At 72.5% G+C, this 25010-nt stretch carries 23 protein-coding genes and 1 pseudogene; 2 read left to right on the plus strand and 22 right to left on the minus strand.

The annotated features are described in order from the left end of the window. Window positions 1-207 precede the first annotated feature (207 nt). From dprA to proS, 16 genes and pseudogenes are all read right to left on the minus strand, one after another. Complete coding sequence (dprA, locus tag ACFYZS_RS36090; protein WP_389022384.1) at window positions 208-1515, minus strand: DNA-processing protein DprA; 1308 nt, start codon at window positions 1513-1515, stop codon at window positions 208-210. Beyond that, window positions 1512-3152, minus strand: coding sequence for a YifB family Mg chelatase-like AAA ATPase (locus tag ACFYZS_RS36095; protein WP_389022387.1), 1641 nt, complete (start codon window positions 3150-3152; stop codon window positions 1512-1514). The genes dprA and ACFYZS_RS36095 overlap by 4 nt, the downstream gene beginning before the upstream one ends. Beyond that, window positions 3152-3523 (minus strand): YraN family protein, encoded by a 372-nt coding sequence (locus ACFYZS_RS36100; RefSeq protein ID WP_389022390.1) that lies wholly within the window; start codon window positions 3521-3523, stop codon window positions 3152-3154. Before ACFYZS_RS36100 ends, ACFYZS_RS36095 begins: the two co-directional genes overlap by 1 nt. Before the next feature lie 173 nt (window positions 3524-3696). Then, window positions 3697-4005 carry a DUF2469 domain-containing protein gene (locus tag ACFYZS_RS36105; RefSeq protein WP_006139554.1) on the minus strand — a complete coding sequence of 103 codons (309 nt, stop codon included), beginning with the start codon at window positions 4003-4005 and terminating at the stop codon, window positions 3697-3699. 55 nt (window positions 4006-4060) lie between these two features. After that, window positions 4061-4567, minus strand: coding sequence for an NUDIX hydrolase (locus ACFYZS_RS36110; RefSeq protein WP_389022393.1), 507 nt, complete (start codon window positions 4565-4567; stop codon window positions 4061-4063). Next, on the minus strand, window positions 4557-5339 hold the full coding sequence (gene lepB, locus ACFYZS_RS36115) for a signal peptidase I (RefSeq protein WP_389022395.1): 783 nt from the start codon (window positions 5337-5339) through the stop codon (window positions 4557-4559). Before lepB (ACFYZS_RS36115) ends, ACFYZS_RS36110 begins: the two co-directional genes overlap by 11 nt. Window positions 5340-5383: 44 nt before the next feature. Beyond that, on the minus strand, window positions 5384-6283 hold the full coding sequence (gene lepB, locus ACFYZS_RS36120; protein ID WP_389022398.1) for a signal peptidase I: 900 nt from the start codon (window positions 6281-6283) through the stop codon (window positions 5384-5386). Further along, window positions 6204-7230 (minus strand): annotated as a pseudogene (lepB, locus tag ACFYZS_RS36125) (signal peptidase I); the annotation flags it as partial. The gene lepB (ACFYZS_RS36120) and the pseudogene lepB (ACFYZS_RS36125), both read right to left, overlap by 80 nt. 202 nt (window positions 7231-7432) lie before the next feature. Next, on the minus strand, window positions 7433-8194 hold the full coding sequence (lepB, locus tag ACFYZS_RS36130; RefSeq protein ID WP_389022401.1) for a signal peptidase I: 762 nt from the start codon (window positions 8192-8194) through the stop codon (window positions 7433-7435). Between the two features lie 44 nt (window positions 8195-8238). Then, window positions 8239-8589, minus strand: a complete 351-nt coding sequence (rplS, locus tag ACFYZS_RS36135) for a 50S ribosomal protein L19 (RefSeq protein ID WP_008737520.1) — start codon at window positions 8587-8589, stop codon at window positions 8239-8241. Between the two features lie 133 nt (window positions 8590-8722). Beyond that, window positions 8723-9544: a tRNA (guanosine(37)-N1)-methyltransferase TrmD gene (gene trmD, locus ACFYZS_RS36140; RefSeq protein WP_389022405.1), complete on the minus strand. Its 822-nt coding sequence runs from the start codon at window positions 9542-9544 to the stop codon at window positions 8723-8725. After that, window positions 9544-10101 (minus strand): ribosome maturation factor RimM, encoded by a 558-nt coding sequence (gene rimM, locus ACFYZS_RS36145; protein ID WP_389022408.1) that lies wholly within the window; start codon window positions 10099-10101, stop codon window positions 9544-9546. Before rimM ends, trmD begins: the two co-directional genes overlap by 1 nt. 96 nt (window positions 10102-10197) lie before the next feature. Continuing rightward, the gene (locus ACFYZS_RS36150) at window positions 10198-10437 is read right to left on the minus strand and encodes an RNA-binding protein (protein ID WP_030011889.1); all 240 of its coding nucleotides are present in this window, start codon (window positions 10435-10437) and stop codon (window positions 10198-10200) included. 2 nt (window positions 10438-10439) lie between these two features. Then, window positions 10440-10880, minus strand: coding sequence for a 30S ribosomal protein S16 (rpsP, locus tag ACFYZS_RS36155; RefSeq protein ID WP_030162461.1), 441 nt, complete (start codon window positions 10878-10880; stop codon window positions 10440-10442). A 179-nt stretch (window positions 10881-11059) separates the two neighbouring features. Then, entirely contained in the window at window positions 11060-11659 is a 600-nt protein-coding gene (locus tag ACFYZS_RS36160) for a hypothetical protein (RefSeq protein WP_030298455.1), read from the minus strand. 211 nt (window positions 11660-11870) lie between these two features. Continuing rightward, on the minus strand, window positions 11871-13283 hold the full coding sequence (gene proS, locus ACFYZS_RS36165; protein WP_389022411.1) for a proline--tRNA ligase: 1413 nt from the start codon (window positions 13281-13283) through the stop codon (window positions 11871-11873). Window positions 13284-13414: 131 nt separating this feature from the next. Between proS and ACFYZS_RS36170 the strand changes: the two genes are divergently transcribed. After that, window positions 13415-14092, plus strand: coding sequence for a class I SAM-dependent methyltransferase (locus ACFYZS_RS36170; protein WP_389022414.1), 678 nt, complete (start codon window positions 13415-13417; stop codon window positions 14090-14092). A gap of 48 nt (window positions 14093-14140) precedes the next feature. Here ACFYZS_RS36170 and ftsH read toward each other — a convergent pair whose 3' ends face one another. The 6 genes from ftsH to ACFYZS_RS36200 all read right to left on the minus strand — a co-directional run bounded on the left by ftsH (window position 14141) and on the right by ACFYZS_RS36200 (window position 23835). After that, entirely contained in the window at window positions 14141-16066 is a 1926-nt protein-coding gene (gene ftsH, locus ACFYZS_RS36175) for an ATP-dependent zinc metalloprotease FtsH (protein WP_389022417.1), read from the minus strand. A 127-nt stretch (window positions 16067-16193) separates the two neighbouring features. Then, window positions 16194-17762: a signal recognition particle protein gene (gene ffh, locus ACFYZS_RS36180; RefSeq protein ID WP_389022420.1), complete on the minus strand. Its 1569-nt coding sequence runs from the start codon at window positions 17760-17762 to the stop codon at window positions 16194-16196. Window positions 17763-17871: 109 nt separating this feature from the next. Beyond that, window positions 17872-20313 (minus strand): [protein-PII] uridylyltransferase, encoded by a 2442-nt coding sequence (locus ACFYZS_RS36185; protein WP_389022423.1) that lies wholly within the window; start codon window positions 20311-20313, stop codon window positions 17872-17874. 17 nt (window positions 20314-20330) lie between these two features. Further along, window positions 20331-20669 carry a P-II family nitrogen regulator gene (locus tag ACFYZS_RS36190; protein WP_099889273.1) on the minus strand — a complete coding sequence of 113 codons (339 nt, stop codon included), beginning with the start codon at window positions 20667-20669 and terminating at the stop codon, window positions 20331-20333. Continuing rightward, window positions 20666-22012: an ammonium transporter gene (locus ACFYZS_RS36195; RefSeq protein WP_389022426.1), complete on the minus strand. Its 1347-nt coding sequence runs from the start codon at window positions 22010-22012 to the stop codon at window positions 20666-20668. The genes ACFYZS_RS36190 and ACFYZS_RS36195 overlap by 4 nt, the downstream gene beginning before the upstream one ends. 317 nt (window positions 22013-22329) lie before the next feature. Next, on the minus strand, window positions 22330-23835 hold the full coding sequence (locus tag ACFYZS_RS36200; protein WP_389022429.1) for a hypothetical protein: 1506 nt from the start codon (window positions 23833-23835) through the stop codon (window positions 22330-22332). Window positions 23836-24243: 408 nt separating this feature from the next. Between ACFYZS_RS36200 and ACFYZS_RS36205 the strand changes: the two genes are divergently transcribed. Continuing rightward, window positions 24244-24912 carry a bifunctional DNA primase/polymerase gene (locus ACFYZS_RS36205; RefSeq protein WP_389022440.1) on the plus strand — a complete coding sequence of 223 codons (669 nt, stop codon included), beginning with the start codon at window positions 24244-24246 and terminating at the stop codon, window positions 24910-24912. The last annotated feature ends 98 nt before the right edge of the window (window positions 24913-25010 follow it).

A 25010-nucleotide genomic window follows, 5' to 3' on the forward strand; every position in this document is an offset into this window, starting at 1 on the left:
TTCGCCTTTGCCGGAGCCGGATTCCTTGGGAGCGTAGCGTGACGGAAGTGTCGCGGTGCGCGAAGAGTACGGGATCGCGCATGGGCACCGGGGCGTCCTGACTCGCGCGGGCGGCCCGGGACCGGCGCCTGGCGCTCGGTCCCGGCGGCTGCCACCGGGAAGACCGCGTCTCTCATCGGCTTCACTCTTTCACCGGAACACCCCAGGTCAACCACCGCCTCGCCGGGTGCCACCGGTTTGTGTGCCGCCCCCAAGCGATCGCGTGGTCAACTGCCAGCCCTCGCCCTGCCGTTCGACGAACCCCAGAGAGTGAAGTTCGTACAGTCTGCCGATGACTTCATCGGTGTCGGTGCCGGCGGCGAGGGCCACTTCGTCGGCGCGGACGGGGCGGCCGGCGGGGAGGGCTTCGAGTACGCGGGCGGTGTCCCGGTGCAGCAGGTCCCGGGCGAGTACGGGGCCGCGCCGCTCGGGAGCCAGTTCGCCCATGCCGCCGATGAGCTCGACCACTTCCGCGGCGTCCGTGACGAGGACGGCCTCGCCGCGCAGCAGTTCGTGGACCCCGCCCGAGAGGCTGCTGGTGGCCGGGCCGGGGACGCCCATGGTGAACCGCCCGAGCCGCTGGGCCCGCCGGGCCGTGACGAGGGAGCCGCTGCGGTGGGCCGCCTCGACCACCACGGTGGCGCGGGTCAGTGCGGCGATGACCCGGTTGCGCAGCACGAACCGGCTCGGGGTCGGGTGGCTGCCGGGCGGCAGCTCCCCCAGGACGAGTCCCTGCGCGGCGATCCGGCCGAGCAACTCGGCGTGGCCGCGCGGGTAGGCGACGTCCACCCCGCAGGCGAGCACCGCGGCGGTGGCGCCGCCCGAGGCGAGGGCTCCTCGGTGGGCCGCGCCGTCGACCCCGTACGCCGCGCCCGAGACCACGACCCAGCCCCGCTCGGCGAGCCCGGCGGCCAGGGTCTGGGCCATGTGCGCGCCGTACGGTGTGCAGGCCCGGGCCCCGACCAGGGCTACGGAGCGCAGCGCCCAGGTCCGCAGGTCGGGCCGGCCCCGGAGCCAGAGGCCGACGGGCCGGGCGTCGCCGAGGTCGTCGAGCTGGGTCGGCCACTGCGGGGAGCCGGGGCAGATGAACCGGCAGCCGCTGCGGGCGGCGGCGGCCAGGTCCCGCCGGGGGTCGGCGAGCGCGGCCCGTCTGCGGTAGCCCGCGAGCCGCTGCTCCGTCACCCCGGCCAGGCCCGTCGCCGCGCGGTCCGGCCCGGTCAGCAGCCGTATCAACCCGACGGCGCCGTGCTCGCGCAGCCACCGCCCGCCGTGCTCGTCGCCGGGCTCCAGCACCCGGGTCAGGGCAGCGCGCGCCAACCACTCGGGATCGGGCTCGGCGGCCGGGCCCGCCGCGGCGCCCCGGTCGGGCCCGTCACCCGGCTCGGGCTCTCTCGGCGGTTCGGCTCGGCAGGCCGGCCAAGGGGCTTCGACCGGGCCGGGGCCGGTCGCCGGGCCGGGCCGCTCCGGGGCGCTCACGACCCCGCCTCCATGGCCAGGGCCGCGCCGCGGGCGATGCCGGTGCGCAGTTCGAGGGCCACGGCCACGTCCAGGGGTTCGGGGCGGTCCCGGCCGCGCAGGTCGGCCAGGGTCCAGGCGACGCGCAGCACCCGGTCCAGCCCGCGGGCGGTGAGCAGACCGCGCTCCAGGTCCCGCTCGGCCTGGGCCAGCGCCCCGGGGGCGGCCTGCCAGCGGGTGCGCAGCTCGTGTCCGGGCACCTCGGCGTTGAGCCGCCAGGGGGTGTCGGCGAGCCGGGCGGCGGTGCGTTGCCTGGCTTCGCGCACCCGGTCCGCGACGGCGGCCGTGGACTCCCCGCGGCCGCCGCGCCCCAGCAGGTCGGAGCGGGTGACCGGTTCGACCTCCACCCGCAGGTCCACCCGGTCCAGCAGCGGCCCCGACAGCCTGGCCTGGTAGCGCCGGATCACCGAGGCCGGGCATTCGCAGCCGGCTCCGAGCAGGGTGTGCCGCCCGCACGGGCAGGGGTTCGCCGCGAGCACCATCAGGAACCTGGCCGGCAGCCGCACCACCCCGGCGGCCCGGGCGATGACCACGTGCCCCGATTCCAGGGGCTGGCGCAGCGCGTCCAGCGCCTTCGTGCTGAACTCGGCGGCTTCGTCCAGGAACAGCACTCCCCGGTGGGCCAGGGAGACGGCCCCGGGCCGGGGCACTCCCGCTCCGCCGCCGACCAGGGACTGCATCGTCGCCGAATGGTGGGGCGCGCAGTACGGGGGCCGGGCGACCAGCGGTTCCCCGGGCGGGAGCACTCCCGCGACCGAGTGCACGGCGGTGACCTCCAGGGAGTCCTGCCGGCAGAGCGGCGGGAGGATCCAGGGGATCCGCTCGGCCAGCATGGTCTTGCCCGCTCCCGGGGGTCCGCTGAGGAAGAGGTGGTGGCCTCCGGTGGCCGCCACCTCCAGGGCCCGGCGGGCGCCGTACTGCCCGGCGACGTCGGAGAGGTCGGGGAAGTCCGGGGTCTCGTCCTGCCCGGCCGGGCGTGCGGCGCGGGAGATCCCGGTGCCGATGCCGGCTCCCGGGACCACCAGCCCGGCGAGCATCGGGTCGGGCCGTCCGAGCGGGTCCGGTGGTTCCTCCTCGGGTACCTCTCCGTCGGTGAGGACGGCGATCAGCTGCCGCAGGCTGCGGACGCCGAGCACGCTCACGTCCGGGACGAGCATGGCCTCGGCGGCGCACTGCTGGGGCACCACCACGTTGCGGTATCCGGCGTCGGCCGCGGCGAGCACCGCCGGGAGGATGCCGCGCACCGGCCGCACCCGGCCGTCCAGCCCCAGCTCCCCGATGAGCACCAGGTCGGCGATGGCCGCGGGGTCGACCACCTCGGCGGCGCCCAGCACGGCGGCCGCGACGGCCAGGTCGAACCCCGCGCCCGATTTCGGTACGGAGGCCGGGCTGAGCCCGACCGTGAGCTTCTTCTGCGGCCAGGTCGCGCCGGAGTTCACGACGGCGGCCCGCACCCGGTCCCGGCTCTCGGTCAGGGTCTTGTCGGGCAGCCCGACCAGGGTGAAGGCGGCGAGCCCGGGCTCCAGATCGGCCTGGACCTCCACCACCACGCCGTCGACGCCCACCAGGGCCACCGAGCAGGCTCGTGCGAACCCCATCACGCCACCCCCCGGACGTGCTCCACCACGGGCGCGCCGCGCCGTGGCAGCAGGACTCCCACGAGGTCGATGCGCACCCCGCCCGCCGGCGGTCCTCCGTGGTCGGCGAGCCAGCGCCCGGCGAGCCGCCGCAATCGCTCGGCCTTGCCGGGGCGGACGGCGGCCATGGGGTGTTCGAACTCCCCCGACCGACGGGTCTTGACCTCGCAGACGACGAGGGCGTCCCCGTCCCGCGCGACGATGTCGATCTCCCCGCTGCGGCACCGCCAGTTCCGGGCGATCACCGTCATCCCGGCCTCGGTCAGGCGCCGCGCCGCGAGCTCCTCGCCGTACCGCCCCAATGCCTGCTGTGCCACGCCCTTCGCGTTCATCGGGCACCACCTCCGCCCCCGACGGTCCCGCGGCCCCGCCCACCTTGTGGATCTTGGTGGACAGTGAGGGCATTGTGGACAACCCGCTCACCCCTGAGGGTGAAAACCGGGGAGGCCGAGGGGGCCGGGAGGGTGGGGCGCGAGGGCGGGGACGGGCGGCGGAGGGCCGGGCGTCAGCTGCCCGGCAGCTCGAGATCGCTCTTGTTGAGCTCCTCGATGTTCACGTCCTTGAAGGTCAGCACCCGCACCTGCTTCACGAAGCGGGCCGGCCGGTACATGTCCCACACCCAGGCGTCGGCCATCGTGACCTCGAAGAACACCTCCCCCTGGACCGAGTGCACCTGCATCTCGTAGTCGTTCGTGAGGTAGAAACGACGTTCGGTCTCGATCACGTACTTGAACAGCCCGACGACGTCGCGGTACTCGCGATAGAGCTTCAGCTCCATCTCGGTCTCGTACTTCTCGAGGTCCTCGGCGCTCATGGCATGTTCCCCTTCAGCCGTGCGTCCCCCTATTGTGCGCCAGGCCCCTGCGCCCCTAAACGATTTCCGGAGCCAGGACCACCGGCGCACCCGGGGGACCGTCGTCGAGCAGCGTACGGAGCAGCTCGGCGAGTCTGGTCGGGTACACCGTCTCATGGGCCGAGAGAAGTTCCTCGGAGGTCCACCACCTGGCACCGCTGACGCTGCGTCGTTCCAGCTCGGTGAGGCCGCCCATCTCGGTCCGCGTCCGTGCGGTCCGGGCCAGGTAGTACCACTCGTCCTGCTCCCAGCGCCGCCCGTCGAACGGGAACGAGCAGTACCGGCGCCACAGCACCGGCCCCAGATCCACCTCTGTGATCCCCGTCTCCTCGGCGAGCTCCCGCAGCGCGGCCTGCTCACGGGTCTCGTCGCCTTCGAGCCCGCCGCCGGGGGTGAACCACCAGTGGTCCGCGGGATTGTCCGGTTCGAAGCCGTGCAGCAGCAGGATCCGGTCCGCGGGGTCCAGCAGGACCACCCGGGACACCTTGCGGGGGCCGCCCGCGGCGGCCGCGTCAGCGGGCACCGGCAGGCTCCCGCCGCCGCCCGCGCCCCAGGACCCGTACGAGGGGGCCGTACGCGGCTCCCAGCAGCACCAGGGCGGCTCCGGCCGCCACCGCGGCCAGCTGCGGGCGCAGCGGCCCCGGGTGCGAGATCCCGCCGGGCAGGGAGGCGTACGTGCCGGGCCGCTCGAGCATCTTCATCGTCGGCCAGGCGAGGGCGTCGACCCGGGCCTGGACGGCCGACCGGGGCACGGTGCCCTGGCCGGCTTCCTGGAGGTGGGCCCGGGAGTCGAGCGAGGCGGCGCGCTGGTCGCCCAGCAGGAAGAGGTTGCCCTCGGGAACCGTGACCTCGAAGGGGGTGTCGGAGGCCGGCCCCGCGACCGCCCCTTCGGGCAGGGCGTGCTTCAGGTACGGCTCGTCGAGCTCCTTGCCGTTCACGGTGAGCCGGCCGCCCGCCCCGCAGCACTTCACGGTGTCGCCGCCGATGCCGACGACCCGCTTGACCATGGGCGAGTCACTCCACAGGTGGTCGGTGAACACGACCACGTCGCCGCGCCGGACCTCGCCGCCGTCGATCCGCTGCGCGAGCACGCGGTCGCCGGGGTTCACCGTCGGCATCATCGAGTCGGTCGGCACCGTATACGGCCGGTACACGAAGGCCCCCCAGGCGAAGGCGCCCAGGAAGAGCACGAAGCCGACGGCCACGGCGACTCCCGACAGCACATGGCCGAGACCGCCGCGGCCGTCCTTGCCACCGCGTATTGCTTCGGTACCGCTGGTTTGCGTTCCGCCCATTGCAGCGCCCCCACACTTCCGGGATCGACGACCTGGGCGGCACCCTACCTGCCGGTAGTCCCGCTGGTCAGCCTCCGCCTGCGCCACATCACGACCGGAACCGCTCCGACGAGGCCCAGCGCGGCCGGTCCGAGCCCGACGGGCGCCGGCCCGGCGGCACCGAGGCCCATCGCGGTCGCCTTGGACTGCTTCCCGATGCCCGGCTGGTCGAAGGTGTCCGGGATGGGCAGGGTCGCCCAGCGGGTGATCGGCCAGGCCACGACCACGGCTCGCCCGACGACCTTGTCGACCGGCACGAAGCCCTGGGTGGAGTCCTGCATGTGGTAGCGGGAGTCCTGCGAGTTCTGCCGGTGGTCGCCCATCACCCAGATCTTGCCCTTGGGCACCGTGATCGGACCGAACGGGGCGTCGTCGCACGGGGTGTTGCCCGGGTAGATGTACGGCTCGTCGAGCTCCTTGCCGTTGACGACGACCGGTCCGCCCTTCTTGCACTCGACCGTGTCACCGCCGATGGCGATGGTCCGCTTGATCAGGTCCTTCTCGTCCGCGGACGGCATCAGGCCGATCTTGCTGAGGACCTGCTGCGCGAAGTTGGGCTCCGGGGTGGGCTCCCCCGCCAGCCAGCTCGCGGGGTCGTGGAAGACCACCACCTCACCGCGCTCGGGCTCCGAGCCGAACCACGGGGTCAGCTTGTCCACGAGCACCCGGTCGCCGCGCTGCAGGGTGTTCTGCATCGAGTCGGACGGGATCGAGAACGCCTGCACCAGGAAGGTCTTGATCAGCAGGGCGAGCAGCAGGGCGATGCCGATGAGGAGCGGGAGCTCCTTCCAGAACGAGCGGTGCGGCTTCGCCTCGGCACCACTGTCCTCGTCCTCGGCTTCGCGCTTGGCATCGTCCGGCCGCTCCTCGCCTTCGTCGCGTCCGGATCGCGCGCCTACCGCCACATCCCCCACATCCACTCCTCAACCTCGCAGATCGCCGCCCGCGCCGGATTCGGGTGCGGGCCCTCCCCTCCCCTAACGAGCGGGAGTTCCCTAAGGCGCGGGAGACCGAGGACACACTATGCGAACGGCGGGCCGCGTCGGCGCCCACGACGGCCGCGTCGCCCGCTCGGGGCCGGATCGGGAACCGAACGGAAGGTCACGGGCTGTTCGAGCTTCCGCCAGTGGTCGAACGGCCATGCGATGACGACGGCCTGGCCCACGACCCCCTTCTCGTCGATGGTGCCGTCGAAGGCTTCGTCGAGGTGGAAGCGGGAGTCGGCCGAATTCGCACGGTGGTCGCCCATCACGAAGAGCCGCCCCTTGGGCACTTGTACCTCGAACCGGATTTCGGAGGGGGCGTTGCCCGGGCTCACGTACGGCTCGTCGAGCGCCGTTCCGTTGACGGTGACGCGGCCCTTGGCGTCGCAGCACACGACGGTGTCGCCGCCGACGCCGATGACGCGCTTGATCAGGTCCTGTTCGTCGGCGGAGGGCAGCAGGCCGATGAAGGTCAGCGTCTCCTTGATCTGCTTGACGCCGACGGGGTCCTCGGGCGGCCGCGCGGCCTCGCCCTTGAGCCAGCCGCCGGGGTCCTTGAAGACGACGACCTCGCCGCGTTCGATCTTGGAGCCGAACCACGGGGTCAGCTTGTCGACCAGCACGCGGTCGCCGATCCGGATCGTCTGCTCCATGGATCCGGACGGGATGAAGAAGGCCTGCACGAGGAAGGTCTTGAGGACGAGCGCTATCAACAGCGCCACGATGATCAGCAGCGGCACCTCGCCCACCCGGCGGGTGCGTCTGCGCCGCTTGACCCGGCGCGCCAGCCGGCGCCGCTCGGCGCGGCCTCCGGTCTCGGCCGCAACGGATTGCGCCTTGGCCCCTCGCCGCGACCCGGGCTCCCGCACCGGCCGCTCGGGGACCGCGGCGGGCTCGGGGACAGCGGCGGGCTCGGGCTCCCGCCGGGGCACGGGGCCGCCCGGAGTCTCGGGTGCACGCCAGAATCGGGGCGCGGGCGCGGGCTGGGGCGTGTGCGTGGGCGGGGGCGTCCGCCTCGGCTCGGACTCCGGATCCGGCTCGGGGACCCGGCCGCCTCTGGGCCGCCCCCGGCTACCCATGACCGCCGCCGGAGGACGGTGTCGCCGTGGGAGCCGACCCCCAGCGCGAAACCGGCCAGCCGATCCAGTCGGCCCGCCCGATCACCTTCTCCACCGGCACCATCCCTCCGCCCGGTTCCCCCAGGTGGTCCCGGGAGTCCCGGGACTGGGAACGGTGATCACCCATGACCCACAGGGTCCCAAGGGGTACGACGATCCGGAAGGGCACCTTCGAGGGCGCGTCGCCGGGATACAGGTACGGCTCCTCCACCGGGACTCCGTTCACCTTGATCCGCCCGCCCGCGTCGCAGCACACCACGTCGTCCCCGCCGACGCCCACGACCCGCTTCACGAAGTCGGTCTCGGACGGCTCGCCGATCCCGAGCGCGGAGGCCGCGCCGTGCAGGGCCTCGCCGATCGGATTGCCCTGGGCGCCCTCCCGTACGAAGGAGCCCGTGCCGTCGAAGACCACCACGTCCCCGCGCCCGGGCTGGTCGCCGAAACGGTACGCCAGTTTGTTCACCAGCACCCGGTCGCCGACCCGCAGCGTCGGTTCCATCGACCGGCTCGGGATCAGGAAGGGCTGTACGACGAAATTGCTGAGCAGCAGCAGGAAGCACGTGCAGAGCACGCCGAGCACCGCGGCCCCCCGCAAGGTCAGGAAGGCCCGCCATGGGGGCAGCGCGCGACGCCCCCACAACGCAAAGCGCGGCCGCCCCTCCCCCGTTTCGGGGGAGGAGTGGCCGCGCTGTGTGAGCTCTGCTTCGGTGTCCATCGAGGGCGAGCCTATCCGGCCGCCTCCGGGACCCGGAGAGGAGATCAGCGGTCGCGCTTCTCCTTGATCTTCGCGGCCTTGCCGCGGAGCTCACGGAGGAAGTACAGCTTGGCGCGACGCACGTCACCGCGGGTGACGAGCTCGATCTTCTCGAAGATCGGGGAGTTCACCGGGAAGGTGCGCTCGACGCCGACGCTGAAGGAGACCTTGCGAACGGTGAAGGTCTCGGAGACGCCAGAGCCCTGGCGACGGATGACAACACCCTTGAACTGCTGGATACGGGAGCGGTTGCCCTCGATGACGCGGACGTGCACGTTGATCGTGTCACCCGGGCGGAAGGCCGGGACGTCGGAGCGGATCGAGGCGGCGTTGACGCCATCGAGCAGGTGAGACATGTTCTTCGTCTGCTTTCTTCGCACGACGCCACAGGCCGCCGGTGCGGGTTTCCGGAGAGAATTCGGGAGCCGCGTCACTCGGCGGGCGACTGTCCCCCTGTGGCAGGGGCGCACGCGAGCACACAGCAGCCGCCTATTCTTCCACGGCCTGCGGCCTGAGCCAAAATCGGCCGTCGGCGGCGGGCCGCCAGCCCAGGATGCTCAGGATCTCGCGGTCCTTCTTGTCGAAGGCGGAGGCCTCGCAGCGCTCGATCAGATCGGGGCGGTGCAGCGCGGTCCGACGGAAGGCTTCGTCCCGGCGCCAGCGGGCGATCTTCCCGTGGTGGCCGCTGAGCAGCACGTCGGGGATGCCCCGGCCGCGCCACTGCGGGGGCTTCGTGTAGACCGGCCCCTCCAGCAGGTTCGCCATCTCGCCGGGCGCGAAGGAGTCGTCGCGGTGCGATTCGGCATTGCCGAGCACTCCGGGCAGCAGCCGGGCCACGGCCTCGGTGACGACCAGGACGGCGGCCTCGCCGCCCGCCAGCACGTAGTCGCCGATGGAGACCTCGTAGACCGGCATGCGCGTGGCGTACTCGTCCATGACCCGGCGGTCGATGCCCTCGTACCGGGCCGGCGTGAAGATCAGCCAGGGCCGCTCGGAGAGCTCGACGGCCAGTTCCTGGGTGAACGGGCGGCCGCTGGGGGTGGGGACGACCATGACGGGCCCGTGCGCGCCGGCCTCGTACCCGTCGGCCAGCGCCTCGTCGAGGGCCTCGCCCCACGGCTCGGTCTTCATGACCATGCCGGGACCGCCGCCGTAGGGGGTGTCGTCGACGGTGTTGTGCCGGTCGTGGGTCCAGTCCCGCAGGTCGTGGACGTGTACGTCGAGCTGCCCGCGGGCCCGCGCCTTGCCGACGAGGGAGACGTTCAGCGGTTCCAGGTACTCGGGGAAGATCGTGACGACGTCGAGACGCATCAGGCGTCGCCCTCGGGCTCGGCGTCGCGCGTGGAGACGATCTCCGCACGGTCGTCGATCAGCCCGGGCGGGGGCGTGATGACGCAGCGCTGCTCCTCCAGGTCGATCTCGGCGACGATCTCCTCGACGAAGGGGATCATCACCTCGGTGCCGTCGGGGCGCTCGACGATGAAGAGGTCCTGCGAGGGCAGGTGCGAGATCTCGGTGATCCGGCCGATCTCGGTGCCGTCCTCGAGCACGACGTCCAGGTCCATCAGCTGGTGGTCGTAGTACTCGTCTTCTTCCTCGGGGAGCTCCGCCGGGTCGACGTCGGCGATCAGCAGGATGTTGCGCAGGCCCTCGGCGCCGGTGCGGTCCTTGACGCCGGCGAAGCGGAGCAGCAGCCTCCCGCTGTGCACGCGGCCCGTCTCGATGGTCAGCGGACCCGCCGACGCCGGTTCGGTCCGCAGAACGGCACCGGGCGAGAGCCGAAGCTCCGGCTCGTCGGTCCGCACCTCGACGGTGACCTCACCCTTGATCCCGTGGGCGCGGCCGATCCGCGCGACAACCAGCTCCACTTGTGTTTTCTCCTGTTCAGACGACGACGGGCCGGGGCGGGCACGAATGCCCTCCCCGGCCCGTGCCGGTGATTCACGTTCTCAATGAACCAAGTCTCAGCGGACCTGGTCCACGTCGACGAGGTCGACGCGGATCCCCCGGCCGCCGATGGCGCCCACGACGGTACGCAGGGCACGCGCGGTGCGGCCGTTGCGGCCGATCACCTTCCCGAGGTCGTCCGGGTGAACCCGGACCTCGAGCACCTGCCCACGACGCAGGTTGCGCGAGGCGACCTGCACTTCGTCGGGGTTGTCCACAATGCCCTTTACGAGGTGCTCAAGAGCCTCCTCGAGCATGCTCAGGCCTCGGTCGACTCGGCGGCGGCCTCAGCCTCGTCCGCCTTCTTGTCGGCCTTCTTCGCCTTCTGCGTGATGGCCTCGCCCTTGGTCTCGCCGATGCCCTCGAGGGCCTTGGCGAACTCGTCGAAGGAGCGACGCTTGCTCTCCTTCGTCTCCGGCTGCAGCAGCGGCGCGGGGGCCGGGAGGCCCTTGTGCGCCTGCCAGTCACCGGTGAGCTTCAGGATGGCGAGCACGGCCTCGGTGGGCTGGGCGCCGACCGACAGCCAGTACTGCGCACGCTCGGCGTTGACCTCGATGCGCGACGGGTTGTACGTCGGGTGGTAGATACCGATCTCTTCGATCGCGCGACCGTCCCGGCGGGTGCGGGCGTCGGCGACGACGATGCGGTAGTGCGGCTGGCGAATCTTGCCGAGGCGCTTGAGCTTGATCTTGACTGCCACTGGAGTGGTGTCTCCTGAACTTGACGTGGTTGGGCACATGAGATGCCACGTGGGGTTGCGGTACTCGGGTGCCCGATGGACGCGTCAGCCGGAGGAGAGAGGGGTCCTATGCGACTGTCGAGTACAGCTAGCCATTGTGCCACATGCCTGCGGCGCTTCTCGCGGGGAGTCGGCCGCGCTCAGGAGGCTGCGGCCGAGACGGCGACCTCGGGGATGCGGAAGGGCTTCATACAGCCGCCGCACACGATCGGCGCCTGCGCCAGCACGGAGGGGACCACCCGCACGTTGCGCCCGCAGTCGCAGACCGCCTTGACGCGGACACCGCCACCCGAGGAGCCGTGCCGGGCGGCCGGCCCGCGGAAGCTGCGCTTGGTGTCGGCGGCCGTCGCGGCCGTGTGCGCCTTCAGTGCGCGCTGAAGGCGCTCCATGGTGGGGCGGTAGCGCTTCTTCGCCTCGGGATTGAGCGAGACCAGCGAGAAGCCGCTGCTGGCATGCGGCTCGTCGGAGTGGTCCAGCCCCATCTCCTCGGCGATCGCGAGGAATCTGCGGTTGTGGTAGCGGCCTGCTCGCGAGGTGTCGCGCACTCCGCGGGCGGCGGCGATGCCGTGGACTGCCTCGTGCAGCAGTCGCTCGAAGGAGAGTTCGGCGCCGCAGGCGGACGAGGACTCTCCGATCAGGGACTCGGGCGCGGCAAGGTCAGGCAGCTCGGGGTGGTACCGCTGAATGTCGGCCCACGCCTGCGCCAGCTCTGCGGCGAGAACAGGTGGTGTCGTGCTCACGTCGTGACAACGAGCCGGGGTGCCCCGGTGTTCCGATTCCGGGCCATTCCAAATTTTTTGCACGTACCAGTCAGTTCAGTCTCATGCGTCCCGACGAGGACGGGTGCGCCGATCCCAGGAGGAGTCGGTACGTAACGTCGACCAAAAGGGCCGGTCCCGGCGCACGGCTCGTGCCGTGCGCCGGGACCGGCCCCTGGTCAGACGGCGGCGATCAGTACGAGCGCGCGACGATCGCGAGCGTACCGGGGGCGTCGTCCGTCTCCGGAACCGACCCGTCCGCGGCGATCAGGCAGCGTACGGAGACGGCCTGCTCGCCCAGCTTGGCCTCGCCCTCGGGGCCGAGGTCGGCCCACGGGATCCGCGCCCAGCCGCCGGCGATGGCGGCCTCGGCGGCCTCCTCGATGGTGGAGACGTCGGAGGTACGGGCCAGGCGGCGCTCGCGGGACTCGCGCAGCAGCTGGGCCTGGTCCTCGTCGAGCACCTTGGGCAGCAGGTCGGCGAGCGCGTCGATCTGCACGGGCTCCTTGCCGCCCGGGATCCGGCGGGCCAGCATCGCGGTGCCGGCCTCCAGGTCGCGGGGGCCGATCTCCACGCGGACCGGAACGCCCTTGAGCTCCCAGTCCACGGCGCGGCGGCCGAAGGGGGTGTCGACGCGGTCGTCCACGTGCACGCGGATGCCGGCGGCCTTCAGCTGCGCGCCGAGCTCGCGGACCTTGGTGACGGCCTCGTCGCCCTTGATCGCCATGACGACGACCTGGATGTGCGCCAGGCGCGGCGGGACCCGGAGGCCGTTGTCGTCGCCGTGGGACATGATCAGACCGCCGACCATGCGGGTCGAGACGCCCCAGGAGGTCTGCCAGACGAGCTCCTGCTTGCCTTCCTTCGACAGGTACTGCGTGTTGAAGGCCTTGGCGAAGTTGGTGCCGAGCTCGTGGCTCGTGCCCAGCTGCAGCGCCTTGCCGTCGCCCATCATCCCTTCGAGGGTGAGGGTGTTGATGGCGCCGGCGAAGCGCTCCTTGGCGGTCTTGCGGCCGAGCACGACGTCGATGCCGAGCACGTTCGTCATGAAGTCGCCGTACACGTCCGTGTGGATGCGGGCGGCGTAGTCGCGGGCGTCCTCGTACGTGGCGTGGGCGGTGTGGCCCTCCTGCCAGAGGAACTCACTCGTACGGAGGAACACGCGCGGGCGCATCTCCCAGCGGACCACGTTCGCCCACTGGTTGATGAGCAGGGGCAGGTCGCGGTAGCTCTGGACCCACTTGGAGAAGTAGTCGTTGATGATCGTCTCGGAGGTGGGCCGGACCACGACCGGCTCTTCCAGCTCCTTGCCGCCGCCGTGCGTGACGACCGCGAGCTCGGGGGCGAAGCCCTCGACGTGCTCGGCCTCGCGCGTCAGGTACGACTGCGGGATGAACAGCGGGAAGTACGCGTTCTGGGCGCCCGCGTCCTTGATGCGCGCGTCCATCTCCTGCTGCATCCGCTCCCACAGCCCGTAGCCGTACGGTCGGATGACCATGGTGCCGCGTACCGGACCGTTGTCGGCCAGCTCGGCCTTGTTGATCAGATCCTGGTACCAGCGGGGGAAATCCTCCGCCTGGGGGGTGAGAACGGGTGCCTTTGCCATGGCGCGAATGGTACGGCGCCGGGCGCGTCGAGCGTGAATCGGGTGGCGCACTCCTCTGGACGCGGGGGCGAATGGGGAGTTCTCTGGCAACGGGGGCAAGGGGGCGACAAGGAATCAGGAGCGCTCTTTCGATGACACCGACGCCGACGGCGACGCTCGTCGCCCGGGACTGGGCGGAGATCCAGGAACGGATGCTGGTACCGCTGTACGAAGCGGTCTACGACCGGCTGGAGGTCGGGCCGGGCGACCGGCTGCTCGGCCTGGACTGCGGGTCCGGGCTGGCCCTGCTGCTGGCCGCGGGGCGGGGAGCCGTCGCCACGGGGGTGGAGGCGGATCCGGCGCGGCGTGCGCTGGCGCGCGAGCGGCTGCTGGACGTGGTCCCGGACCCGCCGGGCGGCGCGCGCCCGTACGACGTGCTGCTGGCCTTCCCCCCGTCCGCGGCGACCCTGGACGCGGCCCTGCCCGCGGTGCGGCGGGGCGGGGCGGTGGTGCTGGCCGACTGGGGCCCGGCGGAGCGGTGCACGGTGCCCGCGGTCCTGGGCGGCGGTCCCGCGCCGCGGGACCTCGACGCGGCCGTGGCGCGGGCGGGGCTCACGCCCGACGGGTCGGGGCGGGTGTTCTGCCCCTTCGGGTACGCGGACGTGGACAGCGCGGTACGGGGGCTGCTGTCGACGGGGCTGTACGAGGCCTCGTCCGATCCGGCGCAGGTCGAGAAGGAGCTGACCGAGGCGCTTCACCCGTACGAGCGGCCGGACGGCGCCGTCTGGCTGCCGAACATCTTCCGCTACGTGATCGCCCGCGTGCCGTAGCCGCGACGGCCGGGGACCGCCGCGGGGCACCGCGCGGCGGTCCCGGCGCTACTTCGGTTCCTTCGACAGCCGGGGGATGCCGGCGGCCTCGTAGGCGGCCGGCTCGTCCAGGGTCTCGTTCGCGAGCAGGGCCTCGGTCAGCGCGTCGAGTTTCGGCCGGTGTTCGCGCAGCAGCCGGCAGGCCTCCGCGTAGCACTCGTCGACGATCCGCCGCATCTCGTGGTCCACGGCGTCGAGGGTGGCGGGGGCCGCCAGCAGCCCGTACGGACTCTGCGCGTCCGCGGGGATCGCGGTGAGGCGGCCGACGCGCTCGCTCATGCCCCAGCGGCCGACCATGCCGCGGGCGAGGTTGGTGACCTGTTCCAGGTCGTTCTCGGCGCCCGTCGTGATGACGTCGAACACGACGTGCTCGGCCGCCATGCCGCCCAGCGCGCCGATGATGCGGCCGCGGAGGTAGTCCTCCGTGTAGGAGTAGCGGTCCGCGTCGGGGGTCGAGAGGGTGACGCCGAGCGCCCGGCCGCGCGGCACGATCGTGATCTTGCGGACCGGGTCGGCGCCCGGCTGGAGCATGCCGAGCAGGGCGTGGCCGCTCTCGTGGTAGGCGGTGCGGCGGCGTTCCTCCTGCGGCATGACCAGCGACCGCGCGGCGCCCAGCTGGACCTTCTCCAGGGCGTCCATGAAGTCGGCCTGGGTGACCTGGGTCTGCTTGCGCTTCACGGCGAGCAGGGCCGCCTCGTTGGCGAGGTTGGCGAGGTCCGCGCCCGTCATGCCGGGGGTGGTGCGGGCCGTCTGGTCGAGGTCGGCGTCGGCGGCGAGCGGGATCTCGCGGGTGTGGATGCGCAGGATGGCCTCGCGGCCGGCCCGGTCGGGCGGGGAGACGGAGACCGTGCGGTCGAAGCGGCCGGGGCGGGTGAGCGCGGGGTCGAGGACGTCGGGCCGGTTGGTGGCGGCGATGACGACGACCCCCTCCGAGCCGGAGAAGCCGTCCATCTCGGTCAGGATCTGGTTCAGGGTCTGCTCGCGCTCGTCGTGGCCGCCCATGGCGGCGCCGCCGCCGCGGGCCCGCCCGATGGTGTCGATCTCGTCGATGAAGACGATGGAGGGGGCCACCTTCCGCGCCTCGGAGAAGAGTTCCCGCACCCGTGAGGCGCCCACGCCGACGATCATCTCGATGAACTCGGAGGCGGAGGCGGAGAAGAACGGCACCCCGGCCTCGCCCGCGACCGCCCGCGCCAGCAGGGTCTTGCCCGTGCCGGGCGGTCCGGCGAGCAGCACCCCGCCGGGCATCCTGGCGCCCAGGGCCCGGTACTGCTGGGGGTTCTTGAGGAAGTCCACGACGTCGTGGAGCTCGCCCTTGACCTCGTCGATGCCGGCCACGTCGGCGAAGGTGGTGCGCTTGCCGCCCTCCAGTTCGACGGGCTTGGGCGGCTGTTTGCGGCCCAGCCCGCCGACGCCGCCCATGGCCGAGCCCATGCGGCGGGCGATGAACACCCACAGGAGGACCAGCAGCAGCATCGGGGCGAGCGAGATCAGCAGATTGGCGAGGAAGCTGCGCTGCACGACGACCGGTGAGGCCGTGACGACGACGTTGTGCTTGCTGAGGTTGGCCCACAGGTCGTCGTCGGCGAAGGCCGGGCGCTGGGTGACGAACTTCGTGTAGTCGCCCTTGTCGCCGTCGGGCAGCGGCTGCTTGTTCTTCAGCTCGCCCTGGATGGCGTCGCCCTTGGAGTAGATCTTCGAGACGTTGCCGTCGGCGACCTGCTTGCTGAACTCGGTGTACGAGACGGTCGGCTCGTCGCCCTGGTTGAAGTACGACAGGGCCACGTTGGCGAGCAGGAAGACGATCAGTGCGGCGAGGACGAGTCCGCGCCAGCCCCCGGGCATCTTCCTCTTGGGCGGCGGTGTCGGCGCGCCCTCGGAGCGCCAGGGCGTGTCGGCGCGGTCGCGAGGCGGTACGGGGGTGGGGCTGGGCACGTGGCCTCCTTACTGCCGTCCTCGTGGCCGACCATAAGGGACAAATCGCACCTCGGCGCCTCCAGGAGGAACGCGCAGGGGCCCTGGCCGGATGCTCCGGCCAGGGCCCCTGCGCGTACGGCCGCGCCTACTTCATGAACTTCTTGAACTCGTCCGGAAGGTCGAAGTCCTGGCCGGACTGGCCGCCGGCGGGAAGGCCGAACGGGCTGCCGGTCGCGGGCGGGGCGCTCTGCGGGCCCTGCTCGCGGCGGGCGGCGGCCGCCGCCTCCTCTTCCTTGCGCTTCATGGGGTTGCCGCTCTTGCGCTTGCCCTTGGCCTGCTTGATCTGCTTCTTCTGCCGGCCGGGGCCGCCGCCCATCCCGGGGATGCCCGGCATCCCGGGCATGCCGCCGCCCTGGGCCATGCGGGACATCATCTTGCGGGCCTCGAAGAAGCGCTCGACGAGGTTCTTGACGGCGCTGACCTCGACACCGGAGCCCTTGGCGATACGGGCGCGGCGCGAGCCGTTGATGATGTGCGGGTCCTGGCGCTCGGCCGGGGTCATCGACTTGATGATCGCGGCGGTGCGGTCGACGTCGCGCTCGTCGATGTTGTTGATCTGGTCCTTGATCTGCCCCATGCCGGGGAGCATGCCGAGCAGCTTGGAGATGGAGCCCATCTTGCGGACCTGCTCCATCTGGGCCAGGAAGTCGTCGAGCGTGAACTCCTTCGGGCCCTTCTGGAGCTTGGCCGCCATCTTCTCGGCCTCGGCCTGGCTGAAGGTCTTCTCGGCCTGCTCGATGAGGGTGAGCATGTCACCCATGTCGAGGATCCGGCCCGCCATGCGGTCGGGGTGGAAGGCGTCGAACTCGTCGAGCTTCTCGCCGTTCGAGGCGAACATGATCTGCTTGCCGGTGACGTGCGCGATGGAGAGCGCGGCACCGCCCCGGGCGTCGCCGTCGAGCTTGGAGAGCACGACGCCGTCGAAGCCGACGCCGTCGCGGAAGGCCTCGGCGGTGTTGACCGCGTCCTGGCCGATCATGGCGTCGACGACGAAGAGGATCTCGTCGGGGCTGACGGCGTCGCGGATGTCCGCGGCCTGCTGCATCAGCTCGGAGTCGATGCCGAGGCGGCCGGCGGTGTCGACGATGACGATGTCGTATTGCTTGGTGCGGGCGTACTCGATGGAGTCCTTGGCCACCTGCACCGGGTCGCCGACGCCGTTGCCGGGGGCGGGCGCGTAGACCGCGACGCCGGCGCGCTCGGCGACGACGCTGAGCTGGTTGACGGCATTGGGGCGCTGGAGGTCGCAGGCGACGAGCAGCGGGGCGTGGCCCTGGCCCTTGAGCCAGAGGCCGAGCTTTCCGGCGAGGGTGGTCTTACCGGCACCCTGGAGACCGGCGAGCATGATCACGGTGGGCGCGGTCTTGGCGAAGCGCAGCCGCCGGGTCTCGCCGCCGAGGATCGAGACCAGCTCGTCGTTGACGATCTTGAGGACCTGCTGGCCCGGGTTCAGGGCCTTGGAGACCTCTTCGCCGCGGGCGCGCTCCTTGACGTTCGCGATGAAGGAGCGGACGACGGGGAGGGCGACGTCGGCCTCGAGGAGGGCGATACGGATTTCCCGCGCCGCAGCGTCGATGTCCTGCTCGGAGAGGCGGCCCTTGCCCCGGAGGGACTTGAAGGTCGCGCTGAGGCGGTCGGAAAGCGTATCGAACACGGTGGTCGCGATTCCTCGGGTCGGGGGCGTGTGGTCGCCCCCCAGGGTATCGGGCCCTCCCCCTGTCCGGGGACCCGCCCGTTACCGGACAGGGGGCGGGGGCTCCGGGTCAGTGGAGGGCGGCCTCCAGGGCGCGGGCCAGGGCGGCCGCGGCGGGGAGCGGCAGCGGTTTGCCGTCGGGGTCGACCACGTACAGGGAGTCGACCGCGTTGGCGCCCAGCGTGGAGACGTGCGCGCTGCGCACCCGCACCCCGGAGGACTCCAGCGCGCGCCCGATCCGGTGCAGCAGACCGACCGCGTCGGGAGCGCGCACCTCCAGGACCGTGGCCAGGGAGGACACCTCCGGTACCACCGTCACCCGGGGCGGCGGCGGGACCACCCCGCGCCGCCGCGGGTACGCCGCTTCGCGGCCCGCCAGCTTCGCCGGGACGTCCAGCGAGCCGTCCAGCGCCCGGATCAGGTCCGTCCGCAGCCGCGCCGCCTCCGGCAGCGCCCCGTACTGCGCCGCCACCCGCCAGCGCAGGACCAGCACCTCGCCGGACAGGTCCGCCAGCTCCAGCGAGCGCAGGTCCGCGGCCCGGACCGTGAGCCGGTGCAGGGCCAGTACGCCGGCCACCGCCGGGAGGACCCCGGGCTGGTCCGGGACCGCCACCACCAGTTCGACGCCGACCGCGTCGTCCTCCTCCTGGCGCGCGTGCAGCGCCAGGACCGGCTCCCCGGTGCGCAGCGCCTCCACCGCGAGGCGTTCCTGCTCGGTCGTCGGGATGGCCGGCTCCGCCGCGGCGGGCGGCGCCCCCCGCAGCACGGCGGCCACCCGTCCCACCAGGTCCGCGACCAGCGAGCCCCGCCACGTGCTCCACGCGGCGGGCCCGGTGGCCAGGGCGTCCGCCTCGGTCAGCGCGTGCAGGATCTCCAGCGCGCCGAGCGATCCCACGGCCTCGGCCACCGAGCGGACCGTCGCCGGGTCGTCGAGGTCGCGCCGCGTCGCGGTGTCGATCAGCAGCAGGTGGTGCCGTACGAGCACCCCCAGCACGGCGGCGTCCCGTTCGTCGAAGCCCACCCGTACGGCCACGTCGTGGGCGATGGTCTGCCCCGCGACCGAGTGGTCCCCCGGCCAGCCCTTGCCGATGTCGTGCAGCAGCGCGGCCATCAGCAGCAGGTCGGGCCGGCCGACCCGGCGGGTCAGGGCGGAGGCCCGTACCGCCGTCTCCACCAGGTGCCGGTCGACCGTCCAGGTGTGCACGGGATTGCGCTGCGGCCGGCACCGCACCCGTTCCCAGTCGGGCAGCAGGCGCGTGATCAGGCCTTCGGCCTCCAGCGCCTCCCAGACCGCGACCGTCGGCTCCCCCGCCCCCAGCAGGGTCAGCAGCTGCTCCCGCGCCTCGGCGGGCCACGGCACCGGCAGCGGCTTGGCCTGCGCCGCGAGCCGTCGTACGGCGTGCAGCGACACCGGCAGCCCCGCCTGCGCGGCCGCGGCCCCGAACCGCAGCGCCAGCACCGGATCCCGGTCGGGCCGGGCGGCCAGGGCCAAGACGGCCTCGCCGTCCGACTCCACGACCCCCTCCGCGAGCGGCGCCCGCTCGGCCGCCGCCGCCCCGCGCGTGCCCAGCAGCCCGCGCAGCCTCGGCCGGGCCGCCCGGGCCCGCAGCACCCGCCCGACCTCCCGCCAGGTCACGTCGCCGGCGTACGCGACGACCCGCGCGGCCTCGTACACCTCGCGCAGCAGCGCGTCCGCGTCGAGGAGCCCCAGCTGGGCCGCGACCTGGTCCTGCTCCTGGAGCGCGAGCCGGTCGGTCGCCCGGCCGGTCACCAGGTGCAGGGCGTCCCGCGCGTCCAGCAGCCGGCGCCGGGCCTCGGCCAGCCCCTCGCGCGGGGCGTCGGCCAGCCAGGACGCGGCGACCGCCCGCAGCGCGGTGGCGTCGCGGAGCCCGCCGCGGGCCTCCTTGAGGTCCGGTTCCAGCAGGAAGCGCAGCTCGCCGGCCTGCTCGGCCCGCTCCCGGCACAGCGCGTGCAGCTGCGGCAGCCGCTTGGCGGCCTGGTTGCGCCAGTCGGCCAGCACCGAGGTGCGCAGGCCCGCGAGGAGGCCCGCGTCGCCCGCGACCGGCCGGGCGTCCAGCAGCCCCAGGTGCACCTTGAGGTCCTCGGCGGCGGTCTTGCGGGCCTCGGCCGGGGTCCGCACCGAGTGGTCGAGGGCCACGCCCAGGTCCCACACGGGGTACCAGATGCGGTCGGCCAGCGCGCTCAGCGCCCGCGGCTCGGCCTTGCCGTCGTGGAGCAGCAGCAGGTCGAGGTCGCTGCGCGGGGAGAGTTCGGCGCGCCCGTAGCCGCCGACGGCGACGAGGGTGGCCCCCCGTACCCCGGTCTCCCGCAGGGCCGTGGTGAACAGGGCGTTCAGCCAGTCGTCGGTCAGCCCGGCCAGCGCGGAACGCCGCGAAGGCCCGGACCGCGACTCCTCCTGGAGGAGTCGCAGCCGGGCCGCGGCGTAACCGCTGGGTCCCGAGGCGGACGGTTCGTCGGAATCACCCGTCGTGGTCTGTTCGACGCTCGTCACCCAGGAGCTCCCGTCGCCTAGAGCGCTTCTGCGCCGCGCTCGCCGGTGCGGACGCGGATGATCGCGTCCACCGGGACGCTCCACACCTTGCCGTCACCGATCTTTCCGGTGCGGGCGCCCTGCACCAGGACGTCCATCACCGATTCGGCGTCGTCGTCCTCGACGACCACCTCGATGCGGATCTTCGGTACGAGGTCCACGGTGTACTCGGCGCCGCGGTAGACCTCGGTGTGGCCGCGCTGGCGGCCGTACCCGCTGGCCTCGGAGACGGTGAGCCCCTGGACTCCGAACCGCTGGAGGGCGTCCTTGATCTCGTCGAGCCGGTGCGGCTTGACGATCGCGGTGATCAGCTTCATGCGTCAACCTTCTTGCTCGCGGCGGCAGCGTGGGCGGGTACGGCGGTGCTCCGGGAGGAGGCGCCGCCGCCGGCTCCGCTGAAGTCGTAGGCGGTCTCGGCGTGCTCGACCTGGTCGATGCCGGAGACCTCGTCGTCCTCGGTGACCCGCATCCCGATCGTCTTGTCCAGGAGGAAGGCGAGGATCGCGGACACGACGAGAGAGTAGGCGAGGACGGAGAAGACTCCGATGGCCTGCTTGCCGAGCTGTTCCAGGCCTCCGCCGTAGAAGAGGCCGGCCGCGTCGGACTGGACCCCGCCGGTGGCGAAGAAGCCCACCAGGAGCGAGCCGATGACTCCGCCGACGAGGTGGACGCCGACGACGTCGAGGGAGTCGTCGTAGCCGAACTTGTACTTGAGGCCGACGGCCATGGCGCAGACGAGGCCGGCGATGGCTCCGATGGCGATCGCGCCGAGCGGGGAGCAGGAGCCGCCGGAGGGGGTGATGGCGACGAGGCCCGCGACCGCGCCGGAGGCGGCGCCGAGGGTGGTGAAGGAGCCGTGGCGCAGCTTCTCGTACGCGAGCCAGGCGAGCATGGCGGCGGCGGTGGCGACCTGGGTGTTGACGAACATGACCGCGCCCACGCCGTCGTCGTTGCCGAGCCAGGAGCCGGCGTTGAAGCCGAACCAGCCGAACCAGAGCAGACCGGCGCCGAGCATCACGAGCGGGAGGCTGTGCGGGCGCATCGGGTCGCGCTTGAAGCCGACGCGCTTGCCGATGACCAGGATGACGCCGAGGGCCGCGGCGCCGGCGTTGATGTGGACGGCGGTGCCGCCCGCGAAGTCGATGACGCCGAGCTCGAAGAGCCAGCCGCCGGCGCCCCACACCCAGTGGGCGACGGGGAAGTAGACGACGGTGACCCACAGGGCGGTGAACAGGGCCCAGGCGCTGAACTTCACGCGGTCGGCCAGGGCGCCGCTGATCAGGGCGGGGGTGATGACGGCGAACATCAGCTGGAAGACGGCGAAGACGTAGACCGGGATGGTGTACCCGTCCCACAGCTCGGTGATGCCGATGCCGCTGAGGCCGACGTAGTCGGAGGACCAGCCGATGAGGCTGCCGGAGTCGGTGCCGAAGGCGAGGCTGAAGCCGTAGAGGACCCAGAGGATCGTGACGATCCCGAGGCTGATGAAGCTCATCATGAGCATGTTGAGGCTGCTCTTGACGCGGACCATGCCTCCGTAGAAGAAGGCGAGCCCGGGGGTCATCAGCATGACCAGGGCGGAGCAGATGAGCATGAACCCGGTGTTCGCGGCAGAGAGCGTCGGGGCGTCTGCCGCGAGGGTCGTGATGGCTGATGCCATCGGCGTCTCCTCGTCGTCGGTACGTTCGCGTGCGGGCGATCGTGAAAACCTGAGCGGCGCTAGGCGTAAGGCCGGGGGGTGGGGGCCTGGGGGCTGGCCGGTTATTGGCCCTGAGATTCGCGCAGGCCGGTTTCCGGCGGCGCCGCTGGGTGTTTCGCAGCCGTGACGAAGAGGTCTGCTGTGTTACGCGTCCATGAACGGGACCGGGACGTGAGCCGGCCGCGGCAGTACCCGGGGGGACCTGGCTGGGGGAGCCTGATCGGGCTTCACGGGGTGACTGCCGCGGCCGGGGCCTTCGGGGGCGGCCGCGCGGGCCGTCAGACGGCCTCCGCGGCTTCGGGGAGGCGGGAGGCGAGCTGGTCGGTGAGCCGGACCACGTCGGCGACGTCGCCGTACTCACGGGCGGCGGTGTCGACGGTCTTGCGGATCCGCGTATTGACCCGTTCGGACCGCACCTTTTCCGCCACCTTCAGGGCGCGGTCGACGAGGACGACGGCCTGCTCGGGCTCGCGCCGGAGCAGGTGCACGGTGGCCATGCCGATCAGGTTGAGGCTGTACGAGCGCTGGTGCTCCTCGTCCTTCTCGAAGAGGTCCACGGCCCGCTGCATCACGGGTTCGGCGAGGGAGGCGTACATGGGGCTGCGCCCGGCCACGTACGCCAGGTCGCGGTACGAGTGGGAGTTCTCGCCGTTGAGCTCGGCCTCGGAGAAGAAGCGGATCCAGTCGGGCTCGGGCTCGCCGCCGAAGTCGACGTCGGAGAAGGTGTCCTCGGCCATCCGGACGGCTCGTTTGCAGCGGCTGGGCTGGCCCATGTTGGCGTAGGCGCGGGCCTCCATCGCATACAGCATGGCCTGGGTGCGCGGGCCGGCGCAGTCGCGGCTGCCGTACTGCGCGAGGTGGACGAGTTCCAGGGCGTCCTCGGGGCGGCCGAGGTGGATCATCTGGCGGCTCATGCTGGAGAGGATGTACGAGCCGAGCGGCTTGTCCCCGCCCTCCTTCGCGGCGTGCAGCGCGAGGACGAAGTACTTCTGCGCGGTGGGGTGCAGGCCGATGTCGTAGCTCATCCAGCCGGCCAGTTCGGCGAGTTCCGCGGCGACCTTGAACAGCCGGCGCATGACGGGGGCCGGGTGGTTCTCCTGGAGCAGGTCGGTGACCTCGTGCAGCTGGCCCACGACGGCCTTGCGGCGCAGTCCCCCGCCGCACTGGGCGTCCCACTGGCGGAACATGACGGTGGTGGCTTCGAGGAGGCCGAGTTCCGGTTCGGAGAGCCGGGGCGGGCGGTGGCCGCTGAGGGCGCCGGGCGCCCCTGCCTCCCGGGGGCCCGGGTCGGTGGCGGCGACCGGGACGAGCCAGCGCTGCATGGGCTCGATGAGGGCGGGGCCCGCGGAGAGGGCGAGGGAGGTCCCCAGGAAGCCGCGGCGGGCCAGCATCAGGTCGCTGCGGGAGAACTCCCCGAGCAGTTCGACGGTCTGCGGGCCTGCCCAGGGCAGGTCGACGCCGGAGACGGAGGGCGTCTGGTGGGCGGTGCGCAGCCCGAGCTGCTCGATGGCGACGACGGAGCCGAAGCGCTCGGAGAACAGCTCGGACAGGATCCGCGGGACGGGCTCGCGGGGCTGCTCGCCGTCGAGCCAGCGGCGCACCCGGGAGGTGTCCGTGCTGATGTGGTGGGCGCCCATCTGGCGGGCGCGCCGGTTCACCTGGCGGGCGAGCTCGCCCTTGGACCAGCCGCTGCGGACGAACCAGGAGGTCAGTTGCTCGTTGCGGGCGGCGGAGCCCGGGGCCTCCGGCTCCACGCTCGTTCCGCTTGCGTCGCTGCCGCTCACTGGAACGCCCCCATCCACTCAGCCTCTTCACACGAAACCCTGGCTGGAGCGGCGAGCGCCGCCACGGACCTTCACAGGTCCTCCACACGTTGCCTCCGGCATAACCACGGACGGCCCGCCTTCGGGGTTTGGTGCACTGAAAGTAATCCTACGATCACCCCCTCCGCGAGGTCGATTCCAGAAACGCCACCATTCGCCACCCCTTTGAATGAACTAGCCACCCGCCAGGCGCGATTCACTTGACACCGAGGCGAAAACGATCGGATGGACGGGAGTGCAGAGGGGGCGCGCGCGGCGAGGAGTGCGCCGGGCAGCCCCTCCGGGCACCGGGCTCGCACCCGGCCCCGCATCCCGTCCCGCCGACGTCGTAACCACCTGCGCGTCCGACCCGTTGGAGGGGGCATGGGCATGGGCTTCACGATCGGCGGCAGCCGCAGCACCAAGGAGTTCCGTTCCGGCTCGCGGCGCCGCGGCCGGACCTCGGAGTGCACGGCGGTCGCGGAGTACACCGGACTGTGGGGCTGGGACGTGGTCCCCGGCGCCCGCGCCGCGGCCCCCGCCCGCGGCTGCTCCTGCGGTCATACGAATTGCAGCGCGCCGGGGGCGCATCCGCTGCCGCTGGCTCCGACCGTCCCGGCCGGCGCCACTCTCGACGAGGTCACCGAGACCTGGGGCGGGTACCCCGGCGCGGCGGTCCTGCTCCCCGTCGGCCGCACCTTCGACGTCATCGAGGTCTCGCAGGAGGCGGGGCGCCGGGCGCTGGTCCGCCTGGAGCGGATGGGCCTGCCGCTCGGGCCCGTCACCGCGACCCCGGACGGCCGGGCCCAGTTCTTCGTGGCCCCGGGCGCGGCCGCCGAGCTGCCGCAGCTGCTGTACCGGATGGGCTGGGACGACGCCGATCTCGACCTGCGGGCGCTGGGGACCGGCGCCTTCCTGACCGCCCCGCCCTCCGACCACGCGGGCCTGGGCCCGGTCGGCTGGCTGCGCCCGCCCGCCCTGGACTGCGCGGGCGGCCCGCCGCAGGCCCGTCTGCTGCTCGGCACCCTGGCGTACATCTGCCACCGGCTGCGCCGCTAGGGCGTGTCCGCAAAGTCCCGCCTGCCCCGCGGCGCCCGGCACGCGCTCTCGGCGCACCGGGCGAAATCCCGAGTACGTCCAGTACACCGGCTTCCGCC

The organism is Streptomyces sp. NPDC001903 (assembly GCF_042891345.1).
Taxonomy (GTDB): Bacteria; Actinomycetota; Actinomycetes; order Streptomycetales; family Streptomycetaceae; genus Streptomyces.

What these genes read in the sequence shown, in the direction of transcription:
- ACFYZS_RS36095 (WP_389022387.1), bottom strand. Translation starts at nt 3,152, where the DNA reads ATGGGGTTCGCACGAGCCTGCTCGGTGGCCCTGGTGGGCGTCGACGGC.
- ACFYZS_RS36100 (WP_389022390.1), bottom strand. Translation starts at nt 3,523, where the DNA reads ATGAACGCGAAGGGCGTGGCACAGCAGGCATTGGGGCGGTACGGCGAG.
- ACFYZS_RS36105 (WP_006139554.1), bottom strand. Translation starts at nt 4,005, where the DNA reads ATGAGCGCCGAGGACCTCGAGAAGTACGAGACCGAGATGGAGCTGAAG.
- lepB (WP_389022395.1), bottom strand. Translation starts at nt 5,339, where the DNA reads ATGGGCGGAACGCAAACCAGCGGTACCGAAGCAATACGCGGTGGCAAG.
- lepB (WP_389022401.1), bottom strand. Translation starts at nt 8,194, where the DNA reads ATGGACACCGAAGCAGAGCTCACACAGCGCGGCCACTCCTCCCCCGAA.
- rplS (WP_008737520.1), bottom strand. Translation starts at nt 8,589, where the DNA reads ATGTCTCACCTGCTCGATGGCGTCAACGCCGCCTCGATCCGCTCCGAC.
- trmD (WP_389022405.1), bottom strand. Translation starts at nt 9,544, where the DNA reads ATGCGTCTCGACGTCGTCACGATCTTCCCCGAGTACCTGGAACCGCTG.
- ACFYZS_RS36150 (WP_030011889.1), bottom strand. Translation starts at nt 10,437, where the DNA reads ATGCTCGAGGAGGCTCTTGAGCACCTCGTAAAGGGCATTGTGGACAAC.
- proS (WP_389022411.1), bottom strand. Translation starts at nt 13,283, where the DNA reads ATGGCAAAGGCACCCGTTCTCACCCCCCAGGCGGAGGATTTCCCCCGC.
- ACFYZS_RS36170 (WP_389022414.1), top strand. Translation starts at nt 13,415, where the DNA reads ATGACACCGACGCCGACGGCGACGCTCGTCGCCCGGGACTGGGCGGAG.
- ACFYZS_RS36190 (WP_099889273.1), bottom strand. Translation starts at nt 20,669, where the DNA reads ATGAAGCTGATCACCGCGATCGTCAAGCCGCACCGGCTCGACGAGATC.
- ACFYZS_RS36195 (WP_389022426.1), bottom strand. Translation starts at nt 22,012, where the DNA reads ATGGCATCAGCCATCACGACCCTCGCGGCAGACGCCCCGACGCTCTCT.
- ACFYZS_RS36205 (WP_389022440.1), top strand. Translation starts at nt 24,244, where the DNA reads ATGGGCTTCACGATCGGCGGCAGCCGCAGCACCAAGGAGTTCCGTTCC.